This is a genomic window from Rhodohalobacter sulfatireducens, assembly GCF_022012475.1.
GTDB lineage: Bacteria > Bacteroidota > Rhodothermia > Balneolales > Balneolaceae > Rhodohalobacter > Rhodohalobacter sulfatireducens.
The window spans coordinates 97,630-114,229 of the sequence record NZ_JAKLWS010000007.1 but is presented as its reverse complement, the minus strand read 5'-3'; the positions used below and the strand labels follow the sequence as shown (position 1 = coordinate 114,229).

Here is a 16,600-nt window from a genome sequence, read left to right as displayed (position 1 = left end):
TTCCATTCGATTCCGCCATGAGCTTTTCTTCGAATTTTTAGAATCACTTGAGGGTGAGTACAGGAAATACGAATCGTATATACAACAATTACTGGATGAATTACCGTTCTTTAAGGGGTATTTGTCTTGGAGTGGTATAGATCCAGAAGAGATCGAAGAAAAGCTTGTACTGTTTAAGAAAATCCATTCAACAATAGATGTGTCGGATAAGGGAAAGCAATTATCTGACTTGATAACAAATCTCCAAGAAGTATGGTTACTACTGCAAGTTTGCATTGGCAATATTAAAAAGACAGGTAAGGTTCTTCATAAACTAACCGGTGTTTATTGGCCAGAACCAAAAGTTTCGGAACAATTGACACCAGATTGGAATCAATCCATCATGAGTCTTTATGAACATCTTTTAACCGAGCTGCAAAAAAATCAAAAGCGCCCGGTTGAGCAGGAAGAATCACTTCAGAGATTATACAAAGAGGTAAAGGGTGTCATTAAAAGGAAGGAGGGAAATATACTCATACCAGTTTTGGAGCGATACGTTGGAGTTTATCAAAATAACAGGGAATATGGCCGCTTACGAAATATGACCATTGAACTTTATGGGGAGTCCGAATCAAAATCAAAAGATGAATTGATTTGGGCAACAAATATTTACGGAGCTGAAAAAGCTTCAGTTGAAAAGACAGAAAATCCAATTAATGCTTCAAGAAAGCTTTTAAATATGTTCATCCCACGAAGTGCATCTGGAAATTATTATCGGGGTGCCATACAGTTTGAAAATGTAACAGCTATCCACAATGGAAATTCAGCTAATCTTGCTATTGCTGCCCTTTGGTACACTATTCTACTAAAGAAAGCCGGTCAAAGAGAACGATATTCAATCCATTCAAACTCTGCTATAACGGCTGATATTGACAAATATGGAAACATTAAGACTGTTGACGAAAAAAGTATTGAATTGAAAGTAAAGGCTGTCTTTTTTTCATGGGCAAAAGTATTAGTTGTACCTGCATTACAAAGAAATCAGTTTGAGCTTGAGGTTCAAAAATTAAACGAGAGATTTCCTAATCGAAACTTTTCCCTTATAGGAGTGAATCACCTACAAGATATTTTCTATGACAGACGAGTAGCTATCTATACAGTTCAGGGTAGATTATCATACTTTTTTAATCACTTAAAGAATGAATATTCGAAGTTTGTTTTAGTTCCGGTTATAATTGTGCTGCTTTTAATAATTGCAAGGATGGCGTATGGACCGATTGACCAAAATCCAGTTATTATCGAATATGAAGGTAGTGATATAGTTTTAAAAAATTCATCCGGATCAACGATTGATCGAGTAGAAATCGGTGAAATAACAGTGGATCTTCAGAATGGTACGGGAGAGTTTCAGCGAAGACCTTTAAGCACCTTATTAGATCTAAATGGTGATGGTATTAATGAATTAATTTATGCAAACAGGGTGACCCGACAAAGTTCAGATCAATCGTTTATAAGGGCAAGGTCTGTAAGTGGTGATTCCTTGATTTGGGATCAAAAATTTATCGCAAATTATTCCTATCCACGTCAATCGGCAATGATGAACTTCAATCTTCGTCCAGTTGAAATAGGAATCTTGCATACAAATAAAGGACCAAAAATTGCTGTGAATTCAAGTGTCATTCAATATTTTCAATCTGTGGTTTTTACCATAAATGCTTTGAACGGAGAGATTGAACAAGAATACGTTCATTCTGGAAGGTTTGACGATATGTATGTAGAAGACATAAATGACGATAATAATGATGAAATTATTTTAACTGGCATTAATAACGCTTATTGGAGTGCAGCTATAGCTGTCTTAGAATATGGGAATGCGCAAGGTTATGCTCCCGCAACGATTGATTACATTCCATCGGATACTGAGCCAGCTGACGAATATAGATATATACTTATTCCAAAAACGTTAATTGGAGAGTACTTTAGTTCAATGCTAAAATATAATCGTGGAAAAGCCGTAAACGTAGATGAATTGAATAATAGTTTTCTTTTTGTAGTTCAGGAAGGCAGACGTGAGTTACATGGGTATAGCGATGACCTATTAGTACTTTACTATTTAGATTATAATTTGAAAGTTCTCGGTATTGGTACAAGCGATTTGTATGATATCGTTGCCCGGCAACTTTATGAAGAAGGGGAAATTCCGGAAATTCCAGATTTTGATTACTTTCAGACTTACAAAGATTCCATCCTCTATTGGACAGGCGAAGAGTTTTTATTAGCTGAGGAGTATTTTAACGAAAACTAAGAGTACATTAAGAGCTAATTTTTTGGGGGTATACCTATGCCAGACCCAATTCAAGTAGAGCAGTTGTTCCGTGAATTAATGGAGCAATTAGAGTCTACAATTTCTATTCGTCACAGGTATCATTTATTCAGAAGTTTTATTGACATCCTTGAGGGATCCTACAGCAAGTTTGAGTCTTACATCCTTCAAATTGCAGATGAGCTTCCTGTATTCACAGGCCCATTAACCTGGACCGGTATTGATCCGAGTGAGATTGAGTATGACCTGGCATTGCTCGATAAACTGGAATCAGAGCTTCATCTTTCCGATAAAAGTGAAAATTTTACTGCTGTATACAATCGCTTAAGAGTGGTATGTATACTCCTTTATGGTTGTTTGAATGATCTTAAGGGGGTCAATCTTCATATTGAAAAAACGCTGGGTATGTCCGGAATGAGCTATCCGAATGATGTAAGAGATACTTCTGTACTTAATCTACTAAAAGATTGGATTGCCAAAACACTTCAGAACAGAAAAGAACTTACAAGAAAACAGAATGATTCTTTGAAGCGAATGCTTCGAGAGGTCAAAAAAATTCAGGGTACAGAAGATTGGAAACTATTGATTCCTGTAGCCGAGAAATATCAGTCAGAAGGAATCGGTTATGGCCGTTTGCGAAAAATTTCAGTCGAAAGATATTCTGAAACCGGCAATGAGGATGAGCTGGTTTGGAATATGCAGGTATATGGTGCGGCAAATCCTTCAATGAGTGAAAAAAAGAATGTTCATATTGCAGCCCGAAATCTCTTAGAATCTAAATCCGGAAAGCGAAATAATAACTATTACCGCGGAGGTGTAAATTTTGATTTTCGGAAAGCATTTCATGTCGGTAACTCAGCGAACCTGGCCATTTCTGCCCTTTGGTATACACATCTTCAAGAGGCAACGAATCAAAGAAATCGATATAAAATAAATTCCCATTCAATAATTACGGGTGACATCGATAAAGAGGGTAACGTACTCCCCGTTGATGGAGAAACAATCGGTTTAAAAGTAAAAGCTGCTTTTTTCTCATGGGGTAAGATTTTTGCCGTTCCGGCATCACAGCGTGGCCTGTTTGAGAAGGAGCTGAACACTCTTCTGGATAAATATCCAACACGAAATATCGTGTTATATGGTGTCAGTCATCTGCGAGAACTCTTTTTCGACCGCCGTTTGACCGAACATGAAGAAGAGGGGCGGATCAAGTATTACTTCAAGAGATTAAAAAGCCAGGAATTCAGATTTATCACGGTACCACTTATTACAGTGCTGTTGGGATTTATCATGTGGTTGATTTTTGGTCCTGTCGACAAGAATCCGAACACTTTGCAATATGAAGGAGAGCAAATGACATTGATGAATCAATATGGACAAAAGATTCAAAGCCTGAAGGTTGGTAGTGTAATAGTTGAAGCAATACAACAGTCTCAGAATCCTATTTTTCCATACAAAGCATTATTGCACGATTTAAATAATGATGGCATCAATGAACTGTTTTTTTCAAGAATGTTGTCCGAGCAGAATTTTAACAGCCCCGAAGAACTGATTGCATACTCGGTGTCAGGGGATTCAATCATATGGAAGAAGAATTTATCGTTCGATTTAGAATTTCCAAATAAACCGGAGATACAGGAAAATGGTTATAAAGTTTATAGTTTGAATATTATAAACAGTTCAAAAGATAACCTGATAGTAAACATAGGGCACGGAAGATTCTTTCCGAGTATCATTCTCAAATTAAATGCAGAAACAGGAGAAGAAAGCAGCCGATATATTCATTCAGGCCGAATAAAACAGACTAAGGTCGTAGATATTGACAATGACGGAGACCAGGAGGTTATTGGTTTGGGACAAAACAATGCCTTTGATGAGATTACAGTTTTCTTTGCACTGGAAGCTGATAAAATTGTCGGATATTCTCCCTCGACGGATGAGTATACAGTACTTGGCTATACACCTGCGGAACATGAATATTATGTTCAGGTTCCGCGATCGATTGTCGGGCAGGTATTTAAAAGGCGTGTTGTGAATAATACACCGGAAGCTTTTTTTGTGAACTCTGATGAGGAACTATTTCGTGTCCGGGTGAATGACTTTAGACTTCCTGAAAATGATCCTTTCCAGGTTAATTATGCAGCCCTAATATATATGATCGATTATAATTTTAGAGTTAGATCGATAGGAACACAATCATACTACGATCTTTGGGCAAAAAATCTATATGAAGATGGCATGATTCCGTTCGAACCGGATCATGAATACTTTGAGGCGTTTAAAGATTCATTGCTTTATTGGGATGGGCAGAGGTTTAAATACCGCTCTAATTAAGATTTTTTCTTCAACCTATCAAAATTGTTACGACATGCTAATACCTTATTATAAGAAATTACTCATCAAGGGTGATATTTATTAAAGCCATTCACAACCGACTTGAGCACCGGTTTGAATGGCTTTATTTTTTGCAACAGTGTTTGGCAATAAGAACTTCCAAATTCCACCAACATTTCGTTTCTTCAATTATCACGAAACCCAAAACATCTATTGTAATGAGACGATTTGTTCTGTTTTCTTTCTTAAGTGCTCTTTTATTTAGTTTAATTGCTTCACATTCTCTGGCCCAATCCACCATCTCAGAAAAAACCGAGGGGATGCAAAAGTACGAAGGTTTTTTTGATTACTGGTGGGATGATACAACCGGAAAAATTTGGTTAGAGGTCGATAAGTTAGACCAGGAATTTATCTACGTGAATTCATTGGCTGCCGGAATCGGTTCGAATGATATCGGCCTGGATCGCAGCCAGCTTGGGAATACCAGGATCGTAAAATTTGAAAAGGTGGGACCAAAAGTTCTGATGGTTCAACCCAACTACGATTATCGGGCAACTTCAGATAATCCACTGGAAGAAAAATCGATTAATGAAGCATTTGCCCAATCGGTATTGTTCGGGTTTGAAGTGGCGGCTCAACAGGATGAACGTATATTAATCGATATCACTGATTTTTTGATGCAGGATGCACATGGGGTGGCTGAAAGACTGAGTGATACAGACCAGGGAAATTACTCTGTGGATGCATCCAGGTCTGCCATTCATTTGCCCGGTACGTTCAACTTTCCAAAGAATTCCGAGTTTGAAGTTACACTCACATTCACCGGAAGTGGTGCAGGCAGTTGGCTGCGATCGGTTACACCTAGTCCAAATGCGGTGACCGTCCGTCAGCACCATTCATTTGTAGAGTTGCCGAATGATGACTACCAACCACGGGAATTCGATCCGAGGTCAGGATTTTTTACGGTCGACTACCAGGATTACAGTGCTCCTATCGGCGGAGAATTTTACAAGCAGTACATTGTACGCCATCGGCTGGAAAAGAAAAATCCGGAAGCAGAGGTCAGTGAGCCGGTAGAGCCCATTATCTACTACCTCGATAACGGGACTCCCGAACCTGTTCGTTCGGCTTTGCTTGAAGGTGGACGCTGGTGGAACCAGGCTTTTGAAGAGATTGGTTATGAAAATGCATTCCAGGTTCGAATATTGCCGGATGATGCCCATCCGCTGGATGTTCGGTACAATGTGATTAATTGGGTCCATCGATCAACTCGTGGCTGGTCATACGGTTCATCGGTAGTAGACCCACGAACGGGGGAGATTATCAAAGGGAATGTGCTACTGGGCTCGCTTCGGGTTCGCCAGGATTACCTGATTGCCGAAGGATTACTGGCACCCTATGAGGAGGGTATCGAACCGGATGATAAGATGCTTGAGATGGCGCTTGCCCGAATTCGCCAGCTTTCTGCACATGAGATTGGCCACACACTCGGAATTGCTCATAATTTTGCGGCCAGTACGAACGATCTGTCTTCTGTAATGGATTATCCCCATCCCCGCGCAACTGTTCTGCCGGACGGATCACTGAGCCTCGAAGAGGCTTATGATACCGATATCGGTGAATGGGATAAGCGTACTGTTGCGTACGGTTACCAGGACTTCCCGGATAATGTGAATGAGGATGAGGCATTGGAAGAGATCATCCAGGAAACACTTGATATGGATCTGCTTTACATTTCCGATGAGGCGGCTCGCCCGCAGAGTGGGATCCACCCGAAAGCACATTTATGGGATTACGGCACGGATGTGATCGACCAGATGAATCATATTTTAGAAATTCGACAAACGGCACTCAATAATTTTGATGAAGAGGTGATCCAGATGGGCCGACCCATGGCAGACCTGGAAAACGCACTAGTTCCTATTTATCTCTACCACCGGTATCAAATAGAAGCCGTTTCCAAACTGATTGGTGGTGTGAATTATGCATATAATCTTCGGGGTGATGGGCAGGCGAACCCTCAAATTATTGATGGAGATCTCCAGCGAGATGCCGTCCAGTCTCTCATCCAAACTCTCCGGGCTGAAACTCTGGCACTCCCGGAAAATATCCTGGATATTATTCCACCTCAGCCGGCTCAAACGCCGTATTCACGAGAACACTTCAGGGGATATTCAAATCCTATGCTCGACCCGGTAGCGATGGCAGAAGTCGCTGCAAATCAAAGCGCAACTATGATTTTTAATCCCGAAAGAGGAGCTCGCCTTACAACTCAATCAGCCCGAAATCCTGACCTTCCCGGATTGATGGAAGTGGCTGAGGAAGTATTAAACGCCACAATTTTAGGAGAGATGAATGAAGGGTACCACGGGTCAATTCAAAGAGGTATCAATATGGCTGTGTTTCGAAACCTGGTTGGACTGGCATCCCATGAAAATGCATCTCCGGATGCGAAAGCCATCACGAAAATGGTTCTGGAAAATCTACAGGTTTCACTAACTGAAAGAATATTTGAGATTGACGATCCAACTTGGAACGCCCATTTCAACTATATTCTTGATTTGATTGAGCAGTACAAGGAAGATCCGGAGTCCTTCTCAACTCCACCGGCACCCTACACGCCTCCGGGGTCGCCGATTGGCAGTGGAAAAACTATTGAATACGGGTGCGGGATTTTCCCCGAAGGGATCCCTTTGGGAAACCTTCGATAAATAAATAATAGAAAATACTATGTGTAATTATTTAAAAACAAAGTCATTATTATTTGTAGTTGCTGGGATTTTGCTCAGCGGCTGCCAGGCAGAGTCTGGTAATGAAAATGGAATGTCAGATTCATCTGCTGAACAAGATACCGTTCTGACATCGGTCATGAGTGATACCTTAAATGCTATTTCCGAACCGTTGGTTAATCATATGTATACAGCTGATCCATCTGCCCATGTGTTCGATGGAACACTTTATATCTATCCATCCCATGATTATGAATCCGGAATTCCACAGGATGACCTGGGCAGCCATTTTGATATGCAAGATTATCATGTGTTCTCGATGGAAACCGTGGGCGGTGAAGTGACCGATCATGGATTGGCACTACACGTGGATGATGTGCCGTGGGCAGATCGCCAGATGTGGGCTCCCGACGCCAATCGAAAAGGAGATACGTATTACTTTTATTTCCCGGCAAAGGACGAAAATGGAGTATTTTATATCGGGGCTGCTACATCAGATTCGCCAACAGGTCCGTTTGATCCACAGCCCGAGCCTATTGAAGGAAGCTACAGCATGGATCCGGCTGTATACAAAGACACAGATGGAGAGTATTACATGTATTTTGGTGGTATCTGGGGAGGTCAGCTTCAGCGTTGGGAAACCGGCGAGTATGTTGAAGAAGATGTTTATCCAGCGGATGATGAACCCGCCATTATGCCAAGAATTGCCCGCATGAGCGACGATATGCTGAGTTTCGCTGAAGAGCCCAGAGAGGTGATGCTTTTGGATCAAAACGGAGATCCTATCACAGCCGGAGATAATGACCGCCGATTCTTTGAGGCTGCCTGGGTGCATAAATATAATGACACCTACTACTTTTCATACTCTACTGGCGATACACACAAAATCGTGTATGCAACCGGTGATAGTCCGTATGGCCCTTTCACCTATCAAGGCGTGATTCTGGAACCGGTCATTGGTTGGACAAATCATCACTCTATTGCTGAATTCGAAGGCCAGTGGTATCTCTTCTACCATGATACCGAACTCTCCGGCGGTCAAACACACCTCCGAAACATCAAAATGGCAGAGATGACTCACAACCCGGATGGAAGTATTGAGACGATCGATCCATATCCGGATATGGAGTAGAAAGTGTGAAACGGGAGACGGCAAATGCCGTACTTTTGTTTAAAAAGTTGACAGTAGGCAATAGGCAAAAGTCGCTTTGCCTACTGTCAACTGCCTACTACCCAAGAATTTGGTAAGAGTTTGGTAGATGCAATTTGGTGCTTTGAATTAGTCCTGTGCCACTTCTCTCCAACTTTTTCACTACCTTTCATCGCATGAATCATCTGCAACAGGATTAATCTCAGAAAAACTCTGCTATAGCGAATGCTCGACGATTTTACTTTCGAAAAAAATGAACGGGGCTTCTCAGATAAAGCATTCTCATTTCTCAGGAAGACATTGATACCGGCTACCCGGCTCGTGTTCAGTCCGCGAATAACCAATCCGGAAAATATGCCGATGACCGGTCCGTGTTTCGTCTACGGAAATCACGCCAACTACTTTGATCCGTTTATGATCAATGTTGGGATGACACAGGAACCCACAGCAGGGGTGATGACACGCGACCAGTTTCACAAAACCATTCCCAGAATTTTTATGGATGGGATTGGCATAGTGCCGACCAGTAAGTATGTACCTGAGCCGGGGATCATTCGCAAAGTGATGAAGATGATCGATCAAAGGCGGATGATCGTCATTTTTCCGGAAGGCGGCCGTCGATGGGATGGGAAACCGAAACCGCTGATAGAAACCACACTTAAGCTTTTTTGGAAAATGCGTATTCCGGTTCACCCGGTACAAATTCACGGATCCTATTTGGGATGGCCGCGCTGGGCAGATAAGTTACGAAGAGGAAGTGTTGAGATGCGGTACCTCGATCCCGTACACGCCTCCGATTTTGATGATTACGAGACGTTTGCTGATCACTGCCGTGAACTAATCACGTTTGACGAGTATAATCCTCCCCAAGAGGCGATGCCGAAAAAATGCAGTAAACCCGCCTCGGGTATTTACCGTTTTCTCTATCGTTGCCCGGATACAGGAGTAAGTGGAGCCGTATTTTCTCCCGACGGAGAGCAAGTATTCAGCCGAACATCTGATTTTCATTATCGAATGAACACGGCATCCAGGTTAATTGCCCCTGACGGTTCAGTGGTTTCCATCATCGATCTGTACGATAAAATAAACGCGATGCCGATGGTATATGATGAACCGGCCGAAAAAATTCTTCTTCAAAAAAATGGCAGCCAGGTGAATAAAGTAGATGAATTACAACGCCTTCAACCTATTGACCGGGGGTTGGTTCAGCTGAATGTTGATGGATTAAAGGCCTCAGTTGGTTCACAAAAATTTGACCTGACACTGGACCAAATAAACTACACTTCTGTTGAGCAAAACCACAAATTGACAGTCACTAGTTCCGATCAGATTATACAGATTAATTTGGAAGGGCAGAGCGCACTTCAATGGCAGCTCTACATAAACAGGTTGAAAGATGGAGAAAATCCTGTAAATTCGCTCTGACATGAGCTCGTGGACACTCGACATAACTGCCGGTAATTTTTTCCTCGATTTTGCCTGGATGGGCGTTCTCCTGGTTATTGCTACCTACCTCAGAAGCAGGGTGAGCATCCTCCAGAAATACCTCATTCCTGCCAACCTTTTAGCGGGAACTCTTGGATTGATTTTGGGGGCTAACGTGCTTGGATGGATCGATCTCACATCCGATCGGTTGGGGACATATGTCTATCACCTTTTGGCACTTCTGTTTATTGCGTTAAGTTTGCGGGCACCAAAAAGTAAAATGGGACTTTCTTCTGTACGATTCGGACTGATCTTTATCTCGGTGTACCTTGTTCAGGCAATTATCGGTTTATTAATTGCCTTTTTGTTGATCTATACCTTTATCCCCGATCTGTTTGCCGGAATAGGTCTTCTGCCACCATTGGCATTTGGCATGAACCCGGGTATCGCTTATACCATCGGCACAAATTGGGAACAGTTTGGTTTTGAAAGCGGGGGAATTGTTGGACTTACTTTTTCAGCCTTTGGATTTCTTGTTGCTTATACCTTCGGAATTTGGCTGGTTCGGAGAGGCATTAAAAAAGGGTGGGCAACCTACATCAAGACAGACGATGAGTTGCCCGATGAAGTAAAAAAAGGAATTCTGGACGAACCGAAAGCAAATGAGGATGAGAAAATCACCACCTCGCCGGAAAACATTGAGTCGTTCTCATTTCATATAGGGTTGATTGGGTTTACGTTTATCCTAACTTACCTGGTGGTAACCCTGATGGAGTGGGGCCTGATCTCTGTTGGGGCTGAGAACGAGGTTACAACGCTTTGGTCATTCCATTTTATAATCGCGGCAATCGTTGCGCTTTTTGTGAGAAAAATTATGGATACCACAAAAGCCAGCCGTGTAATTGATGATACCACAATGACACGCTGCTCCAATCTTTTTATGGACTTTATGATTGTGGCGTCGGTAGCGGCTATAAGTATGGTTGTTGTCGTGCAGTACTGGTTACCGTTATTAGCAATCTCAGTTCTTGTTACTATCGCCACGTGGGGGGTTATTCAATATATGACGCGTGATGCTTTTAAGCAGTTTGAGTTCGAACGTTTTGCAACCATCTTTGGGAATATGACGGGAACGCTTCAATCGGCACTGGTTCTGTTACGAATTGTGGATTCCGGAATGAAATCTCCCGCCAGTTACAACCTTGTGTATGGAAGCGGCCTGGCTTTGGTTTTCGGCTTTCCTCTGCTACTGCTGATCAATGCACCCGTCCACTATTTCGATGATCCCACCGAAGGCTTCTGGATGGTCCTTTTTGCCCTCATCGGATACTTGATGTTGCTTGCTATTGCCTGGCAGTATTTGAAGAGGAACGGAGATTAAAGAAACATTGCACTTTTTTTGTTGACGAGAGACTCAAAAAACATGAGATAAAAAGATGCGGTTGGCAAGAATGCATAACCTGCAAGGAAAATGCAGTGTTTAAAGAACGGTATCCAGGTAACTACTGAGCGCAGCTAAAAATCTTATCGTTATAACGCTGTGTTTTCTGCCGAAAATTTTTCCTCAACCCATCCAGGTTTTGAAACTCTTGACGGGTTGATGTGCCGAAAATTCCTACAAGAATTCCTTATTGATACGAGCATTTCACTTCTATCTTGTTTACTTTTATAGGTAAGAAAGTGGTGAGAATTATGGCTCGGGGCCTAGGATCATATAGCTCTTTACCTCTCCTGCCTTTTCGATTCAGGCTTGCCGGTTATATTATGATTTTATGTAGTTTCGGAGCCGCATATCTCTATTTTTGGGGAGGTCGGCCGGCACTGTTTGAAGTTCCCGTTTTTGCCATCCTTACATCATATGCTGAAACACGCTGGTTTGTACTAGCCCAAACAAATGCACTCGATGAAATTGCTGTAATTTTTGCTGTATTGGGGTTGTTATTCATTCTTTTTTCAAGAGAAAAAGAGGAAAATGAGGAGACACTAATTTTGCGGATCAAATCTTTATTTCTGTCCGTTTATTTAACATCTGCATTCATCATCATTTTTTATATAACTGTATTTGGATGGCCGGTTTTTATTCTCATCTCACTCTCCTTCATTCTATTTCTACTGATCTCCATTATCAGTTTTAAAATCTATTTAATCAGATACTCAAAAATAAAATCAAGTCAATGAAGGAGGGTTATTATGAAAGTCAGAAAATATATTCAACGAATCATTGGAGTCTTGCTGGCAGTAAGTTTGATAAGTTCATGCGGAATACTTGATAGTGATTCCGGATCATCAGATAAAAAAGCAATTGGAGGAGATCCAACTCCTATGGGAGCGGTGGGAAACTCATTTGATGTACCGGCTTTTCCGGGAGTAGAAAATCGTGAGGTTGAAATTACCGCAAGTGAAGATGGAATTTCAACAATCCGTGCCTCGGCAAAAGTTACTGATGAAACATATTTAACGATGGCAGAAGCTGTGCCATATCTGGAGGTAAATGGAGATGTTGTTTCCGTTACCAAGCAGGCAAGAATTACATCGAAAGGCATTCAACAGGTTTATGAAGATGGAGACCTTCATACAGTTGTTAACTATGATGCTAAAAAAGGAGATACATATAAAGCGAATAAGTATGGTCAAACGATTACCAGGAAAGTGATGAATGTTTCTAATGAGGATGATTTTATGTGGGGCTTTATGATGATCAAAACCATCCAGATTGAAGAAACAGGCAGAGGTATTCCCGGTGTTTCAAAAATCGTTTATTATGCGAATCACAGGTTTGGAATCGTGGGCTTCGACGTACACTTCGAAGATGGATCTGTTAAATATGCATACGTGTACAGTGATCAGTACAACGAGTAAAATAATAAGTTCAATTTAAAGGAGGCTTTTTTAAAAGCCTCCTTTATTTTTTAGTAGTTCCAAACATCTGCTCCATTCTCCAATTCGAAAGCATTCAGGGTAATCCAAATAAAATTGAATGCATAGTAATGTCATAATATTACTTATAACATGAAGGATGTTTCCTAGGTTAATTTACTCTTTTGCCCAACCGAAAAAACTAGAGATATTTGCAATTATTACTTATCAAGAGCTTCTATTTTTAAATTTAAGTAGGACAAAGAAGAGTAAGCAACCAACCAGGTTGGCAAGCAGATCCTGCATGTTGTTGTGATAGTCTCCTACTCCATTTCCGGGTACCGTTAGCATCACAAGGTACTCTATGATTTCTATGATGGCCCCGAGACCCAAGACAATAAATATCACAAAAAGATATTTGAAGCGGGGAACTTGAACATCAAACAGAAACAGGATGTAATTAATAATGATTGCAGCGATAAAGGCATTAACCAAGTGCACATATTTGTCAAAGCGAATACCAAATATTGTATTGTCGTACAAGCGCTCTCCTCCCGCTTCTAAGAGGCCGCCTGAAAAATGAATAAGAATACCAACTTGCACCAGGACCAGAATATAGGAAGGCACTTGAAACTGCCTGAAATATTTCCAGCCAAATCCCAATGCAATGATTATCAGAAGTGCATATACGAAAAATTCGTGTAGATTACCTTCACCACGGTATTCAACAAACCTGCCAACATAAGCAAACTGACACATCCAAAGGAAGAGGAATAGATTTAAGCTCCAAAATATATCTAAATTCTTTACTCGTAGATTGAATGACTCCTGACCTAATTTATCCATGAATAAATCTCTCTCTTTTTTAAAATCACGCCTTTCTGTGATAAAACTTTGATCAACAATTGAAGGAGCTGATCTATTTAAATTTACTTAACACTCCAATAATAAACTAAGACCTTTTTTTTGCAGAATGATTAAATGTACAAGCAGTTAAAATAGCATTTACGTATTTTTAGTAAAGAAATGTGGTGAGAAGAGATGCTGCAAAATGTTGATTCATACTATGAATTGTTTCTCTTGTCAAATCTAGCGGGATTTGTTTTTGCCTCTCTATTTTTTCGCGTTTTTGGAGTATCTCATCTTAAAATTTTTGAGGTAAGAAGCATCCAATCAAACGTTACTAATCCTGCCAAACTGTTTACAACGACAAGATTTCGATCGGTTGATAGAGACTATAAAATAGTACCTTTCAATCTTATTAAACCCAATCTTGCTCTTTCAATAAGTGCTCTTCTCGTTCAACTACGCGGAAAAATTGTAGATGTCTTATCAAGTAAAAAGTTGAATATTAATATTCATAAATCGGAGTAATGATGAAAACAAGGAGTAATTTTCTATTTGTACTGGCAGTTTTATTGATGGCCGGGTTAACATCCTGTGATATTTTCGGGGATGATTCTAAGTCTGCTACCGAACCCATAGGGGGAGATCCCACACCCATGGGATCTGTTGGCAATACATTTAGCATTCCCGGAATGTCGGATGAGGTTATTGAGGTCACACAAAGTGACGGATCAGTTTCAACTATAGAACTTACAGCGACCATAACTGATCCCGTATTGCTGGATATGGCTGAACAATTAAGCTTTCTTGAAGTAAATGGGAATCAAGTCAGTGGTTCTAAAAAATTCCGAATTACAAGTAATGGAATCCAAAGTTATACCAAAGATGGCAAACCATTTACCATGGTAGACTATGGAGCTAAAAAAGGGGATACCTATACACTCAAAAGAAGCAGTTCAGACCTGGTCCGGAAAGTCACTCACAAGTCAACTGATGATGATTATTCGTGGGCATTTTTTATGATCAAAACTGTTCAGGTAGAGGAGACAGGCCAAACCATGCCCGATATTTCTAAAATAAAATATATTGCGAACCACCGTTTTGGCCTTGTTGGGTATGAAATCCATTTTGAGGATGGATCACAAAAAACATTCACGATCTTTAGTGACCTTTACAACGAGTAAAGGGTTAGAACAGATCACCGATGAGCTTTTTCAATCCCGGTACAACTTCCCTGATCACATATAAATCAGGGTTGTTGTAAAAGGGGCCGATACGCATATGAAGTTTTACGACTTGATGGAGAATCGTACCGAGAATGGCATGACTTAAACCCATCAACAATATATTTGGGCGGTAATAATAGATCCATGCCCAACCCAACCCGGCGAATAATGTGCAAACCATTAATTCGGTGTTTGGAATATGATAAAGCGAGAAGATTACAGCTGTTATCACTACCACCGATAATTGGACCCTGCGATTACTTTTATGGTGAGTTGTCTTTGGAAAAGCCTGACGGATTCGAGGCATCATAAAACCAAAAAAAATGACAGCTTGTACGGTGCCATAAACAAGATATCCTGAGAATTTAATGAGTAAAGCGTTCCACTGTAGCTGGAACAAGGATTCCTGGTTAAATATAGCTGTGTATGAAATCAGAGTGATACTTCCCACAATTGTAAACACAGAATAGGAAAGCCAGCCTTTATTTATAGAAGTTTGTACTCTTTTTTTTCTCGAAGGCAGAACAAACCCCAAATCACGGAATGTAAAGTAATGTAGTTTTTTCGGTGAGTACCATAAGATATAGTACCCACCAAGAAAGACTAAAACCCAAAAGATAAGTTGCAGTGAAGGGGATGAGCCGATTTGGGGACCGGCAATCCATAACCCTGTAAAAAATAGTGCTGTAAAAATGACTATTTCTGCAATACCCCAGTATGGATGAACAGGCTTATTCATATCTACTTAATTCTACCTTCAATTTAAGCATTCTTTACTTGAGAGGTTCAGCCGTATAACAAAATTATTTGTTGTTCGTACCAAAAACAGTCAATTCTAATCACATCAATAAGAAATGTTAAAAAGAATTACGCTGAGTTTTATCATATCAATGACACTTGCCGTTGCCACTCTATTTTCTCAGTCAACGGATGAATTTAATTTGGATCAAACATATTCCATAGATTTTGGGGGTACAATCCATCTGCAAAGTGACGATGCCGAGGTCCAAATCACCGGTTCCAATCGAGAGGATGTTCGAGTAATTGTAAACTATGAATTGACAGTACGAGGAATTACGTTTGGAGAATCCAACGATTTTGAGATGATTGTTGAGGAAGATGGCGGAAATCTAACCATTCGTGAAAAAGACAGAGATTTTGGTCCGTCAGGAATGATTGGGGTCAGCAGTGAAGAATATACCATTGAAATTGAAGCGCCCCGAGATGTAAACCTGGATATTGAGGGAGATGACGAAAAGTACGAGATAGCAGGAATAGATGGATTTATCCACCTTGATGCGGATGATTCCGATGCAGAAATTTCTGATGTGAATGGTGAAGATTATTCATTCTCATTGGATGACGGAAGCCTGGTGATGGACGGAGGAAATGGTCAGCTGAAAATCGATACAGATGATGGCGATATCCAAATAAGGAATGGAAGTTTTGCATTCATTGAAGCCTCATCGGACGACAGCGATATTGAAGTAACGACAGCTCTTTTTGATGATGGAGATTACCGGTTTGACCTGGATGATGCCGACCTGATGTTCACTGTAGTAGCCGGAGGCGGAGAAATTAATATTCGCCACGATGATTCTGATATATCAACAAGCCCGCAATTTGAGAGTGTACGGGATGAAGATGAACATTCGATCTACAGACTTCCGGGAGGAACTGCGAGCGTTAATATTCGATCAGACGACGGGGATATCAACCTGAGGGTTTATTGATT

At 40.9% G+C, this 16,600-nt stretch carries 12 protein-coding genes; 10 read left to right on the top strand and 2 right to left on the bottom strand.

Annotated features, from left to right (window positions below):
• Window positions 1-121: 121 nt before the first annotated feature.
• From L6773_RS07785 to L6773_RS07750, 8 genes are all read left to right on the top strand, one after another.
• Window positions 122-2,284, top strand: coding sequence for a hypothetical protein (locus L6773_RS07785; protein WP_237853307.1), 2,163 nt, complete (start codon window positions 122-124; stop codon window positions 2,282-2,284).
• A gap of 36 nt (window positions 2,285-2,320) precedes the next feature.
• Window positions 2,321-4,633 (top strand): hypothetical protein, encoded by a 2,313-nt coding sequence (locus L6773_RS07780; protein ID WP_237853306.1) that lies wholly within the window; start codon window positions 2,321-2,323, stop codon window positions 4,631-4,633.
• A 218-nt stretch (window positions 4,634-4,851) separates the two neighbouring features.
• Window positions 4,852-7,344, top strand: a complete 2,493-nt coding sequence (locus tag L6773_RS07775) for a zinc-dependent metalloprotease (RefSeq protein WP_237853305.1) — start codon at window positions 4,852-4,854, stop codon at window positions 7,342-7,344.
• Between the two features lie 112 nt (window positions 7,345-7,456).
• Complete coding sequence (locus L6773_RS07770; RefSeq protein ID WP_237853304.1) at window positions 7,457-8,494, top strand: glycoside hydrolase family 43 protein; 1,038 nt, start codon at window positions 7,457-7,459, stop codon at window positions 8,492-8,494.
• A gap of 243 nt (window positions 8,495-8,737) precedes the next feature.
• On the top strand, window positions 8,738-9,937 hold the full coding sequence (locus tag L6773_RS07765) for a lysophospholipid acyltransferase family protein (protein ID WP_237853303.1): 1,200 nt from the start codon (window positions 8,738-8,740) through the stop codon (window positions 9,935-9,937).
• A gap of 1 nt (window position 9,938) precedes the next feature.
• A complete protein-coding gene (locus L6773_RS07760) occupies window positions 9,939-11,318 on the top strand; it encodes a sodium/glutamate symporter family protein (RefSeq protein WP_237853302.1) in 1,380 nt (459 codons plus the stop codon).
• Between the two features lie 311 nt (window positions 11,319-11,629).
• Window positions 11,630-12,115, top strand: a complete 486-nt coding sequence (locus tag L6773_RS07755; RefSeq protein ID WP_237853301.1) for a hypothetical protein — start codon at window positions 11,630-11,632, stop codon at window positions 12,113-12,115.
• 12 nt (window positions 12,116-12,127) lie between these two features.
• Window positions 12,128-12,796, top strand: coding sequence for a hypothetical protein (locus L6773_RS07750; RefSeq protein ID WP_237853300.1), 669 nt, complete (start codon window positions 12,128-12,130; stop codon window positions 12,794-12,796).
• A 225-nt stretch (window positions 12,797-13,021) separates the two neighbouring features.
• On the opposite strand, the gene L6773_RS07745 is transcribed toward L6773_RS07750, so the two are convergent.
• On the bottom strand, window positions 13,022-13,639 hold the full coding sequence (locus L6773_RS07745; protein WP_237853299.1) for a DUF2238 domain-containing protein: 618 nt from the start codon (window positions 13,637-13,639) through the stop codon (window positions 13,022-13,024).
• A gap of 527 nt (window positions 13,640-14,166) precedes the next feature.
• Here L6773_RS07745 and L6773_RS07740 point away from each other — a divergent pair.
• A complete protein-coding gene (locus L6773_RS07740) occupies window positions 14,167-14,823 on the top strand; it encodes a hypothetical protein (protein WP_237853298.1) in 657 nt (218 codons plus the stop codon).
• Window positions 14,824-14,827: 4 nt separating this feature from the next.
• On the opposite strand, the gene L6773_RS07735 is transcribed toward L6773_RS07740, so the two are convergent.
• Entirely contained in the window at window positions 14,828-15,604 is a 777-nt protein-coding gene (locus tag L6773_RS07735; protein ID WP_237853297.1) for a CPBP family intramembrane glutamic endopeptidase, read from the bottom strand.
• Between the two features lie 115 nt (window positions 15,605-15,719).
• Between L6773_RS07735 and L6773_RS07730 the strand changes: the two genes are divergently transcribed.
• Entirely contained in the window at window positions 15,720-16,598 is an 879-nt protein-coding gene (locus tag L6773_RS07730) for a DUF4097 family beta strand repeat-containing protein (protein WP_237853296.1), read from the top strand.
• The last annotated feature ends 2 nt before the right edge of the window (window positions 16,599-16,600 follow it).

Excerpts from the sequence above, each read along its gene's own strand:
- L6773_RS07780 (WP_237853306.1), top strand. The coding sequence starts at position 2,321 with ATGCCAGACCCAATTCAAGTAGAGCAGTTGTTCCGTGAATTAATGGAG.
- L6773_RS07775 (WP_237853305.1), top strand. The coding sequence starts at position 4,852 with ATGAGACGATTTGTTCTGTTTTCTTTCTTAAGTGCTCTTTTATTTAGT.
- L6773_RS07770 (WP_237853304.1), top strand. The coding sequence starts at position 7,457 with ATGTCAGATTCATCTGCTGAACAAGATACCGTTCTGACATCGGTCATG.
- L6773_RS07765 (WP_237853303.1), top strand. The coding sequence starts at position 8,738 with ATGCTCGACGATTTTACTTTCGAAAAAAATGAACGGGGCTTCTCAGAT.
- L6773_RS07760 (WP_237853302.1), top strand. The coding sequence starts at position 9,939 with ATGAGCTCGTGGACACTCGACATAACTGCCGGTAATTTTTTCCTCGAT.
- L6773_RS07755 (WP_237853301.1), top strand. The coding sequence starts at position 11,630 with ATGGCTCGGGGCCTAGGATCATATAGCTCTTTACCTCTCCTGCCTTTT.
- L6773_RS07750 (WP_237853300.1), top strand. The coding sequence starts at position 12,128 with ATGAAAGTCAGAAAATATATTCAACGAATCATTGGAGTCTTGCTGGCA.
- L6773_RS07745 (WP_237853299.1), bottom strand. The coding sequence starts at position 13,639 with ATGGATAAATTAGGTCAGGAGTCATTCAATCTACGAGTAAAGAATTTA.
- L6773_RS07740 (WP_237853298.1), top strand. The coding sequence starts at position 14,167 with ATGATGAAAACAAGGAGTAATTTTCTATTTGTACTGGCAGTTTTATTG.
- L6773_RS07735 (WP_237853297.1), bottom strand. The coding sequence starts at position 15,604 with ATGAATAAGCCTGTTCATCCATACTGGGGTATTGCAGAAATAGTCATT.
- L6773_RS07730 (WP_237853296.1), top strand. The coding sequence starts at position 15,720 with ATGTTAAAAAGAATTACGCTGAGTTTTATCATATCAATGACACTTGCC.